Genomic DNA, 11,565 nt, shown 5'->3' with positions numbered 1-11,565 from the left:
CTGTCCTTGAATGTTGAAGTGGGTGTCCGCTCAATGGCAGGCGGCGATCAGCGCATCACCCACGGTTTGCCAATCCGATGTGGGGCTTCGGGTATTCAGTGCGGTCGCCTTGATCAGCAGGTTCGCCGACAGTCCCGTGCTCTGGCAGCAGGCCTGGCAACGGATGACCCAATCCACGGTTCCCATTGAGTCTTGCCCTGTTAGCAGTTGCGCCCGCAGGAAACTCACCTCTTCGACGCTCCAATCCAACAGCTTGGCCAGCAGGCGATTGGCTTCTTCTTTCGATTGAGGCGTGCCCTGATTGGCCACTTGCAGGTAGTGCAACAGGTTCTCTTCCGACTGGGCCTGATGGCGGGCGCAATGACTGAAGCATTCGAGCAGATACAGCATCTGGGGCGTCAATGTTCGGGGTGGTTGCGAGGCCAGCCATGTCGGGTTTTCCAGCAGGACCTTCAGCGTGCTGCTGCTCAGGTGCAGATGTTGGCAAGCCTCGGCAGTGCGCAATACCGTCGCCAGCAACCGGGGCATTTCCCCCGGGGCCGCCTCGATGGCCGCGACGACCGCCGTTGCATCGGTGCCGGCCATCTGCAAGACGCAAGGGACGTATTCGGCAGGCAGGTCCGCAATGTCATGCAGCAGCACCTCCACCCGATGCTGAGGGTCGTGGGTGGTGTGGATGTCCGTCTGGAATTTCTCCAATCGCTTTGCCAGGTTGTGATTCAGCGGCCCGTCATTGCTGCTTGCTTCGAACAGGCGACACCATTGCAGCACATCCCGATCGTTTTGCCTGAGCCAGTCGACAGCCCAGTCCATTGCCATCAGCACATCGAGAATGTCGAGCTCTGCGGAGCCGGCGGTTCTCAGCTCCCCTGTCACCAACGCCTTGCAAAAATCCTCTCCGCCGAGCGACCGGGCCAGCTCGATGCATTCAAGAGGGGAGAGTTTGAACATCCGGGCGATACGGGCCTGGCGATAGAGAGCCGAAACCGTGGGCAGGTCGTACCCCTGCGATAAATGCTGGCTGGCTTGCCTGGCCAGCAGCAACAGTGAATCTGGCGCAACGGGAAGCCCAAGGCCGGCACTGAGGTAACTGAAAGTCCGCTCGTCCGTAGCGGTCAGGTTCCCCTTTTGAGTGCTCCAGTCGGGACCTTTGAGCAGTCGGGTGCGATTGAACACTTGATCGAACAGTGGCACTCGATCACCGCACGCATGGATGGGCATGTCGTGCAGCAATGAAGCGAATTCTTCAGGGGCGATGCCATGGCGCTGGTTCAGGTACCGATAGACGCCCAGGGCGCGCAAGGTGTTGGCACTGAACGTCTCGACCCTCTCCGAGCGCTGGGCATTGGTGATCAACGTGTCCAGTTCGGCAACGGGAATACCGGTCCAGCGATGCAGGCGGATCATTCGTTGCAAACGGTCGATTCGCTCAGGGGCGTCGTTGGCAAAGACCTTCCGGTTCCCTTGGGTCTCGATCGCCAGGGCCGGGGTCGCCCCGCCGCCGTTGATGTAGCCCGCGCCGTAACGGTTCAGGGAAGAAGCGGGGCTGTTGATTGACGTTCGTGGGCTGTATTTGCCTTGTGCCAGCAACTGCTCGACCTGTTCCGTGGTGAGCCCGGTGCGCGCCATGAAGAACTCGAGCTCACTCAGGCTCAAGAGGTCCTCGGTGCCGTAGCTCTTTTTCAGCGTGGCGAGGTTGCCTTGTGAGGCGGTCGGCGCGATGAGCAGCGCCTGTTGCGCCGGACTCAGCCCGGACAGAAGCTTTTGCGCCTCTTCAGGATTGACGGATATCTGTCCGTAATGTTTCCGGCCCTCTGAAAACGGCAGGTTCAGGCTGACCCGATAATTCAGTTCGCCCAGCGCCGGCTTGCCCGTGCCCAACCCGAGCACGCATTGATGATGGTGCAGATCGTAGGGCAGCGAGAAAGGGAAATGTGCGCTGGCGAGTACCTGGCGCACGGTCTTTTTTTCACCGGTTTTGACCAGGTGCGCCTTGATGTTCCTGCGCAGGGTGTCGTTGATGATGTCGAGCATCGGACGGGTAACGAAGGCACTCTGCCGATCGAGCGCGAGTGTCTCGAGGTCCGGGCGCCGTTGCGCCAAGGTGATGGCGCCGGCTTGTGGTGACAGGTTTTCCAGTTCACCGGCGAACAGATACAACGCCCGCAGATACGCCACGGGCGAGTCGATCGCGGCGATATCGCCCTCGTTGCAGAACTGGTCCCAATTCTCTTTGAACAGCGCTTGATAGCCGGTGGGCGCGGCCGTTGTGCCTGTCGCCAGGCTGCGCTTGCCACGTGGTTTGTTGGCGCCGGACGATACCCGGTGTTCCTGATACAAACGACTGATTTGCCGGGCATGGCTCGAAGCATTGTCGTAGGCCTGTTCGCCGTCCGCGTCGCTATGCCTGGCGAGTTTCTCGGTGAACTGCGTCTTGCTCATGCGCACAATGTCGAATACCGACGTCACCCCCATTCGTAGCATGGCGGTTTTCAGTTCGGCTTTTGTGGCGTCCTCACCGTCTGGGGAGGTAACGAGCCTTTTCAACAGCGAGTCGTTGCTTACGTCCATGTGTTGTCATCTCCTGTTCGAGCGCAATGTGCTTGTTCAAGCGAAAACCGTACAGGAGCGTGCAGAGAAAGGCGGTAGGACTGGGGCCGGGGGATTTGTACGAAAGAGCGATTCGTGGGTTGCGCTGATGCAAATCCTGTGGGAGAGGGCTTGCTCGCGAAGGTGGTGGGTCAGTCAACTTCAATGCTGGCTGATCCGGTGCCTTCGCGAGCAAGCTCGCTCCCACAGTAGGTCATGCAAAATTGCGTCGGACGTTAGACGCGGAAGTGGCTCACCATCATCTGCAGCTGATTACCCAGCCGCGCCAGTTCGACGCTGGACGCAGCGGTTTCTTCGCTGGCGGCGGCGGTCTGTTCGGACACGTCGCGCACGTTGATGATGCTGCGGCTGATCTCCTCGGCCACGGCGCTTTGCTGCTCGGCGGCGGCCGCGATCTGCTGGTTCATCGACTGGATGTTCGACACCGTGCGGGTGATGTTTTCCAGTGACGCGCCGGCCTTGCGGGTCAGGGCCACGCTGCTGTCGGTGAGGCTGCGGCTGTTGTTCATCACGGCGGCCACTTGTTGGGTGCCGTTCTGCAAGCCGGCCACCAGGCCTTCGATTTCTTCGGTGGATTTCTGCGTGCGTTGGGCCAGGCCACGGACCTCGTCGGCCACCACGGCGAAACCACGCCCGGCTTCACCCGCACGGGCCGCTTCGATGGCGGCGTTGAGGGCCAGCAGGTTGGTCTGTTCGGCCACGGCCTTGATCACGTCCATGACGCTGCCGATCTTGTCGCTTTCCTGTTGCAGCACGGTCATGGCATCGGTGGAACGAATCACCTCGCTGGCCAGGCGTTCGATCTGGGCGATGGCTTCGCTGACCACTTGGTCGCCGGCACGGGCTTCGCCATCAGCGGCGGCGGCTGCCTGGGAGGCCTCTTCGGCGTTGCGCGCGACTTCCTGGACCGTGGCGGTCATCTCGTGCATGGCGGTCGCAACCTGGTCGGTCTCGACTTTCTGGTTGTTGACCCCGGCGCTGGTCTGCTCTGTCACGGCGGACAGTTCTTCGGCGGCGCTGGCGATCTGGGTCACGCCATCGCGGATGCCGCTGATCAGGTCGCGCAGCGTCACGCCCATGCGCGCGATGCCTTGTTGCAGCACGCCCAGTTCATCGCGGCGGGTGACGATGACCGTGTGCGACAGGTCGCCGCTGGCGATGCGTTCGACCACGGCCAGGGTTTCGCGCAGCGGACGGGTAATCTGGCGCGTGATGATCACGGCCGCAATGATCCCCACCAGCAACGCCAGCAGGGTGCTGACCAGTTGCAGGGTGCGCGCCTGGGCGCTTTCGGCGTCACGGCGGTCGAGTTGGATCTGGTACAGCTGCTCGCTCAAGGTCACGATGGTCGCGCCCTGGTCGGTCATTTCCTTGCGCGCCTGCACCACATCGGCAGTGGCCAGCTTGAAGGCCTGCACGGCGCTGCGGTATTGGGTCAGGGCGTTTTCCAGTTGGCGCAGTTCATCCTGGCGGGTGCTGGAGAAGTGTTCGTTCAGCGGCTTGAGCGAAGCGATGGCGGCGTCCAGTTGGGCGACGGCCTTGCGTTCGGTATCGGCGTTGCTGTTGGCGGTGTAGCCGCGCACTTCATAGCGGGCCAGCATGAAGGCTTGCTTGGCCTGGGTGATGGCCTGGAACTGCGCGAAACGCTCATCGCTGAGGGCCATCTGCCGTACGTCGGCGTCGATGGTCTCGATCAGCTTGTAGGCGATGTCGGCGTTCGTGCCCATGGTGTCGCGGGCGGTGTTGCCAGTGCGGTAGGCGCTGCGCATTTTGTTCAGGGACACCTGATAGGCGCCGATGACCGCGCTCTGCTCCTTGAGCAGCTTGACGTTTTCCGGGCTCTTGAAGCTGCTGAGCAGGGCGTTCTGTTGCGCCACGAAACCATCGAGGGTGGTCTGCACATTTTGTGCGGCGGTCTCGTCACCGTTGGTCAGCATGTATTGCAGACGCGTGACACGCAGTTTGGTCAGGCCGGCGTTGAGCTGGGTGATGTCGCTCATCCAGTTGCTGCGATTGATCAGCCCGTCCAGGCTCGTCCAGCCGGTCAGGGCCAGCAGGCAGGTCAGTACCAGCACCAGGCCGAAGCCCAGACCCAATTTCATGTTGACGCTAATGTTGCCAAACCAGCTGTTCATCAATTCCTCCAGGAACGTTGTGCTGCTTATCGTCGGTACGCTGGAAGATTGTTGTTGTTAAGAGCCAGCAAGAGCATGTAACAGGGCTATATCGGCGGCGGGTTCAAGATCTGTAAGTTTTTTTCCGGGTATCTGTGGGAGCAAGGCTTGCCCGCGATAAAGGCGATGCGGTCTTTCAGGGCATCGAGGTGCCTGCTTCGCGTTCACCCCAAGCTTTTTTTCACATCGGTTTCACTGTCTGCCCACGTCGGCCTCTCTACTGTCGCGCCATCGAATGACTGGGTGGATGCCGTCGAGGCGGCTTGATGTGGAACTGAGACTGAGCCTTTTCGGCCTGACGCGTTCGATCGATACGCGCCGGTTTGCCCGTTACCGAAACGCCGTGGTCGTGCTGGCGTCGGCGCTGCTGGTCATCCCGTTGACCCTCTGGCTGCTCAGCCCAGCGGCGGTGCCGGACCTGGCCCATGGCAACATCGCTGGCGCCCGGGCCCTGGCCGATGGCTGGGCCAAGGGCGAGATGATCGTGCTGGTGCGCCATGTCGAGCGCTGCGATCACTCCAAGGCCGCGTGCCTGAACGATCGCGAAGGCATCACCGATCGGGCCCGTGCCGTTGCGGTGGGCCTCGGTGCCCGGTTCGAACAATTGGGCCTGGACAACGCCGACCTCTACAACAGCCCGTTGGTGCGCGCGACCCAGACGGCGGGGTACATGTTCAACAAGGTGGGCAGCGGTGACGATTGGCTGATCAATTGCCGGCATGACCTGCTGCGCAATGCCCTGGCCCATAAAGTGGCCGGGCGCAACTTGATCCTGGTCACCCACAGCGAATGCATGCAAGCGATGGAAACCGCGCTCCAGCGCCCGACCTCGGCGTTTGGCTATGGGGCTTCGTTGTTCGTTTCCACCGCCCAGCCACAAGCGCCACGGCTGCTTGGCTTTATCGAAGCGTCTGACTGGCGCTCGATGACTTTTCCGTAACTTTTCCCACGATTAGGACCGCCCATGCTGACGTCTGCTCGCGCCCGTTTCTACGGATTCAACCTCGGAATTCCGCTGGTCTGTGCGGCCGTGGTGTTCTTGCTGTTCGACATGACCCGCATCGACATCGCCATCAGCAATCTTTTCTACGATCCGCTGCACCAAGTGTTTCCGTTGGAACACGTGCGGCTATTCGAGCAAATCACCCACAAATGGGCGCGGGTCATTCCGAACTGGACCGGCGAGGCGGCCATCGTCGGTGCGCTGTTGTCGTTTTTCTGGCCGGTCTTCAAACCGCAAAAGCGCCCTGGGCTGCTTCGCCTGCTGGATAGGACCCGACTGAGCAAGCCTCTACGTTTTGCCCACGAGCACCGTCGCGATTTTCTCTACGTGGTCTTCGCTTTTTCCCTCAGCACCGGGGTGATCCATTACCTCAAGGGCCATACCAGCGTGTATTGCCCGGTGGAAACCACCCAGTACGCTGGCAAGATCGAGCACAAGGAATGGTTCCAGAATTTCGACCTGCTGAATGTCGCCGGTGACGGTCGTTGCTGGCCCGGCGGTCATGCCTCCGGCGGGTTCACGATGCTGGCGCTGTATTTCGTCGCCCGCCGCTACCGCTGGCGTCATTCCAAAGCCTTGATGCATGGGGCGCTGGCCTTGGGGTTTGTCTATGGCACCACGCGAGTCCTGCAGGGCTGGCACTACATGTCCCATACATTCTGGGCGGGGATTTTCGTCTGGTTGAGCTGTTGGCTGATGGCGCTGCTGTTTTATGGGCGAGCGGCCCTGGAACAACCGGTGTCGAAACCAGCGCAAGAGACGCTGGCGCCCGTTTTGCCTGCGTTGGGCAACGCACGTTCATCAACCTGAATGCCGGGCAAAAAAAAGCCCGCTGGGAGAGCGGGCTAAAACCTTAGTTTCTTGAATGAGCGAGGCGACTGTACCCAATCACGCGGGGGCGTGGGGTGAAGAAAAGTTCATGAGGTCGCTTCCTTGCCAGACCTCATGCCTGGATTCTTCTCACCTGAGATCAAACCGATCCAGGTTCATCACCTTGACCCACGCCGCGATGAAGTCGTTGACGAACTGCTCCTTCGCATCCGCGCTGGCATAGACTTCGGCCAAGGCCCGGAGCTGGGCGTTGGAGCCGAAGACCAGGTCGACGCGGGTGCCGGTCCATTTGACCTGGCCGGTCTTGCGGTCACGGGCTTCGAAGGTTTCCTGGGTGTCGGAGAGCGGTTTCCATTCCACGCCCATGTCGAGCAGGTTGACGAAGAAGTCATTGGTCAATGCCCCGGGCCGTTGAGTAAAGACACCGTGCGCCGAGTGGCCGACGTTGGTATCCAGTACCCGCAGACCGCCAATCAACGCCGTCATTTGCGGTGCGCTGAGGGTCAGCAATTGTGCCTTGTCGATTAATAGTGCTTCGGCGGACACGCGGTACCGGCCCTTGAGGTAGTTGCGAAAGCCATCGGCGATGGGCTCGAGAAAACCGAACGACTCGACATCCGTCTGCTCCTGGCTCGCGTCCATGCGCCCCGGCGAGAACGGTACCGTCACGTTGACCCCGGCATTTTTCGCCGCCTGTTCGATGCCGGCACTGCCGCCCAGCACGATCAGGTCCGCCAGGGAGATTTTCTTGCCTCCGGACTGGGCACTGTTGAACTCGTTCCGGACCTTTTCCAGGGTCGCCAGCACTTGAGCCAGTTGGTCCGGCTGGTTGGCCGGCCAGTCCTTCTGCGGGGCCAGGCGCAGGCGGCCGCCGTTGGCACCGCCGCGCTTGTCGGAACCGCGGAAGGTGGATGCCGCAGCCCATGCAGTGGACACCAGCTGTGAAACCGACAGGCCCGAGGCCAACAGCTTGCCCTTGAGGGCGGCGATGTCGCTGTCGTTGACCAGGGCATGGTCGACCGCCGGGATAGGGTCTTGCCACAGCAGTTCTTCATTCGGCAGTTCCGGGCCCAGATAGCGCGACAGTGGGCCCATGTCACGGTGGATCAGCTTGAACCAGGCGCGTGCGAAGGCGTCGGCCAATTGGTCCGGATTCTCCAGGAAGCGCCGCGAGATCTTCTCGTAGATCGGGTCGAAGCGCAGCGCCAGGTCGGTGGTCAGCATCGTCGGGTTGCGCCGTTTGGCCGGGTCATGGGCATCGGGGATGATGCCCGCGCCGGCGCCGTTTTTCGGTGTCCACTGGTGCGCACCGGCCGGGCTCTTGGTCAGTTCCCACTCAAAGCCAAACAGGTTCTCCAGATAGTTGTTGCTCCAGCGGGTGGGCGTGGTGGTCCAGGTGACTTCCAGGCCACTGGTGATGGTGTCGGGCCCCTTGCCGGTGCCGAAGGTGCTCTTCCAGCCCAAGCCTTGCAGCTCCAGGCCAGCGGCTTCGGGCTCGGCACCGACATTGTCGGCGGGGCCGGCGCCGTGGGTCTTGCCGAAGGCGTGGCCCCCAGCGATCAATGCTACGGTTTCTTCGTCGTTCATCGCCATGCGGCCGAAGGTTTCGCGGATATCCAGCCCGGCGGCAACCGGGTCCGGCTGGCCCTCGGGGCCTTCCGGGTTGACGTAGATTAGCCCCATCTGCACGGCGGCCAGCGGGTTCTCCAGGTTGCGCCCCAGGTCGGTACGGCTTTCTTCATTGCCAGGTTCGGCCACCAATTGGCCTTCGCCGGGCTCCTGCATGGCGGCTTTGTCGGGCTTGCCGTAGCGGAGATCGCCCCCCAGCCATTTGTTTTCGGACCCCCAATAGACATCTTCATCCGGTTCCCAGACGTCCGGACGACCACCGGAAAAACCGAAGGTCTTGAAGCCCATGGACTCCAGCGCGACGTTACCGGTAAGGACGATCAGGTCTGCCCAGGAAATGTTGCGGCCATACTTCTGCTTGATCGGCCACAGCAGCCGACGGGCCTTGTCGAGGCTGACGTTGTCGGGCCAGCTGTTGAGCGGGGCAAACCGCTGCTGGCCGGAGCCTGCGCCACCGCGCCCGTCACCGGTGCGATAGGTGCCGGCACTGTGCCAGGCCATGCGGACAAAGAGCGGTCCATAGTGGCCGAAATCCGCCGGCCACCAGTCCTGGGAGTCGGTCATCAGCGCCCGCAGATCTTCCTTCAGGGCTTGAAAATCCAGGCTTTTGAAGGCTTGGGTGTAGTTGAAGTCCTCGCCCATGGGGTCGGACAGCGAGGAGTGCTGGTGCAGGATCTTCAGATTCAGTTGGTTCGGCCACCAGTCACGATTCGTTGTGCCACCGCCAGCGGCGTGATTGAACGGACATTTCGATTCATTTGCCATGAGAAGCTACCTTTGGTCGTATTCATCCAGCTATCCAGCCCGGCCGGGACCCGAATAGCGACAGGCGAAATAAATGACGCAGGGCGCAGGGCTCACAGTTCGCTCAACTGATCGTCATGACCACGCGGCAACGCGAGAGAGCGGTCTAGCTGCCAGTACGGTGGCCCACGGCAAGCCCGGTACGTTCTGAACGCTTCATATCTGTTTGTCAGGTTTCACGGGCCGGATTACACCAGCCTGAATTCAGGCTAGTCCCGCTTTGGCAGATAGCTAATAGGCGCAGTATTAACGGTCGATAGGGATAATCTTTTATCGAGGCCCAACGGCGAGGCAGATGATATGAATGGCGCCTGCCGTGACGGACCCAATAATGAACAAATACCCGCGCAGCACGGCCTTCCACGAAGCGGGGCATGCCCTGGCCTTTTGGTGGAACGGTCAACCGATAAAACGCATCACTGTGCGTACCAAGGTCGAGGCCTGCACGGGGCCCCTGTTCGACTTGCGCGGCAACCCGCAATACGCAGAAGGATTGGTTGAAGCGGACTACCTTGTCCCACGCCCGGCCTTCGACGCGCCGGGGATCGCTGAATACCTGCCCTCGATGGTCGATGCCATTGAGCGTGACCTGCTCCATTGCTTCGCGGGGCCCGTGGCCGAAGCGGTCTACCGGCACCGCAGGTCCGACCGGCTGATCAGGGGCAGCGGTCGAGGGGACCTTGACCGTGGGCAGGAATTGATCAGCCTGCTGCCACCGCGCAAGCTGCTCGACGCCCAAGCGCTGGCCATCGCCCGTTGCCGCCGCTTGATGCATCGATACTGGCCCGCCGTGTGTGCGGTGGCGGATCTTCTGCAGGCGCGCGGCATGGTCGAAGGCAACGTCGTGACGGCCCTGTTGTGCGAGATGACCGGGGAGCGACCGATGTCGCTTGGCCATCAAGTGGCAAGCCTCGACTCGTAATCAAGGCGTTGCCACTGGCCCTATCCGACTCGGATGAAAGCCACTGCTCGCTAGCGCTTCACCGTTTCCTCGAGAGAGAAGCGCCCCAGTGGGTTTTGTTGGAAGTGCTCGATGTTCTTGCGCGAAATATTGATGTACGGGCTGTAGTAGAGATCGATCCAGTTGACGTCCTGCTTGGCGATCGCCTGAAGGTCGGTATACATCTGCTTGCGCTTGGTCGGGTCTACTTCTACCCGTGCAGCCGCGACCAGATCCTTGACCTTGTCGTTCTTGTATCGGGTCATGTAATTCATGTTGGTGTCATGTCCCAGCACGAAGGTGGTCTTCTGGTCCGGGTCAAGGATGTCGTTGGTCCAGTACATCACGGACAGATCGTAATCGCCGTCGATCAGCATTTGCCAACTCTGGGTTGGGTCGACCTTCTGCAACGTGGCTGTCACGCCGACCGCTGCGAGCTGTTGCTGGACCAGCACGGCGATCTGCTCGTCGGCTTCATTGCCCGCATTGACCACATAGTTGAGCTTCAGGCCTGAGGCGCCTGCATCCGCCAGCATTTTCCTGGCTTTTTCCGGGTCGTACGGGCGCTGCAGATTATCGGCATTGTGATAAAGCGCTCCTTTAGGAATGTAGGAATAAGCCACCTGGCCATGGCCGAACGTCACGGTATCGACCAGGGATTTCTTGTTGATCGCAAGGTCCAGGGCCTGACGTACTTCAGGCTTGCCCAGCAGTCCGTGCTCATGGTTGATCAGCAGATGATCCTCACGGGTGGAGGGATCCATGTGTACGACCAGGTTGGGATCTTTCTTCAGGGTTTCGACGCGCGAGAAGGGCACGAAGATCGCCGAATCCAGTTCACCGGCCTGTACCTTCAACATCCGCGTATTGTCATCCGGGATGGAGATCCATTCCACGCCATCCAGGCTCACCTTGTCGGCCTGCCAGAAGTTGGGGTTCTTCTCCAGCACCACGCGATCACCGCGTAGCCACTCCTTGACGATAAAGGCACCAGAGGCAACGGGGTCCTGGGCGTAGGCTTCCTCACCCATTTTTTCCATGGCCTTTTGCGACAGGATGGAGACGTTGGGCAACGCCAACTGCGCGAGGAAGGGCACTGAAGGGCTCGTGAGTGTCACCACCAGTGTCTGCGGGTCGGGTGCTTGGGCCTTGTCGATAATCTTGTAGGAGTCGCTCCACAGCGACCCTTTGTTGTCGCGAATGCGCAACAGACTGAACGCTGCATCGCTGGCGGTAATCGGTGAGCCGTCGGAGAACTTGGCCGAGCGAAGTTTGAAGGTATAGGTCAGGCCGTCGTCGGAAACGTGCCAGCTTTCGGCCAGCCCCGGTACCAGCTTGGTGCCGGTGTTGTCGACGCGCACCAATACGTCGTAAACATTGGAGAACACCCAGTTGTCACGGTTCTGCGCGCTTTTGATCGGGTCGAACGTCGTACTTTCTTCACGGCAACCGATGGTCAGCACGCCTGCTGCCTGGGCGACACCGGCGGCCAATGTACAAACGGTCAACGTCGCGGCGGTCAGCAACTTCAAATGTTTCGATCGCATGGTCAACTCCCTATTGATGAATGTTTT

Annotated in this window: 7 protein-coding genes and 1 pseudogene; 3 read left to right on the top strand and 5 right to left on the bottom strand. The window is 60.8% G+C overall.

All coding sequences use genetic code 11. The features are described 5' to 3' along the window. Positions 1-30 precede the first annotated feature (30 nt). From GN234_RS14510 to GN234_RS30340, 3 genes and pseudogenes are all read right to left on the bottom strand, one after another. Complete coding sequence (locus GN234_RS14510; RefSeq protein WP_176688672.1) at positions 31-2,571, bottom strand: Tc toxin subunit A; 2,541 nt, start codon at positions 2,569-2,571, stop codon at positions 31-33. Between the two features lie 254 nt (positions 2,572-2,825). Continuing rightward, positions 2,826-3,530, bottom strand: coding sequence for a methyl-accepting chemotaxis protein (locus GN234_RS30345; RefSeq protein WP_411828790.1), 705 nt, complete (start codon positions 3,528-3,530; stop codon positions 2,826-2,828). A 201-nt stretch (positions 3,531-3,731) separates the two neighbouring features. Then, a pseudogene (locus GN234_RS30340) lies at positions 3,732-4,610 on the bottom strand (methyl-accepting chemotaxis protein); the annotation flags it as partial. A gap of 442 nt (positions 4,611-5,052) precedes the next feature. Between GN234_RS30340 and pmrG the strand changes: the two are divergent. Next, positions 5,053-5,724, top strand: a complete 672-nt coding sequence (gene pmrG / locus GN234_RS14500) for a lipopolysaccharide core heptose(II)-phosphate phosphatase PmrG (RefSeq protein WP_411828786.1) — start codon at positions 5,053-5,055, stop codon at positions 5,722-5,724. Between the two features lie 24 nt (positions 5,725-5,748). Beyond that, the gene (locus GN234_RS14495) at positions 5,749-6,597 is read left to right on the top strand and encodes a phosphatase PAP2 family protein (protein ID WP_176688670.1); all 849 of its coding nucleotides are present in this window, start codon (positions 5,749-5,751) and stop codon (positions 6,595-6,597) included. 150 nt (positions 6,598-6,747) lie between these two features. Here GN234_RS14495 and katG read toward each other — a convergent pair whose 3' ends face one another. Then, a complete protein-coding gene (katG, locus tag GN234_RS14490; RefSeq protein WP_176688669.1) occupies positions 6,748-9,012 on the bottom strand; it encodes a catalase/peroxidase HPI in 2,265 nt (754 codons plus the stop codon). Between the two features lie 370 nt (positions 9,013-9,382). Between katG and GN234_RS14485 the strand changes: the two genes are divergently transcribed. Beyond that, complete coding sequence (locus tag GN234_RS14485; protein WP_116834121.1) at positions 9,383-9,973, top strand: hypothetical protein; 591 nt, start codon at positions 9,383-9,385, stop codon at positions 9,971-9,973. Between the two features lie 50 nt (positions 9,974-10,023). On the opposite strand, the gene GN234_RS14480 is transcribed toward GN234_RS14485, so the two are convergent. After that, positions 10,024-11,538, bottom strand: a complete 1,515-nt coding sequence (locus tag GN234_RS14480) for an ABC transporter substrate-binding protein (protein ID WP_176688668.1) — start codon at positions 11,536-11,538, stop codon at positions 10,024-10,026. Positions 11,539-11,565 lie beyond the last annotated feature (27 nt).

The organism is Pseudomonas bijieensis (assembly GCF_013347965.1).
GTDB lineage: Bacteria > Pseudomonadota > Gammaproteobacteria > Pseudomonadales > Pseudomonadaceae > Aquipseudomonas > Aquipseudomonas bijieensis.
This window is presented reverse-complemented; position numbering and strand designations above follow the sequence as displayed.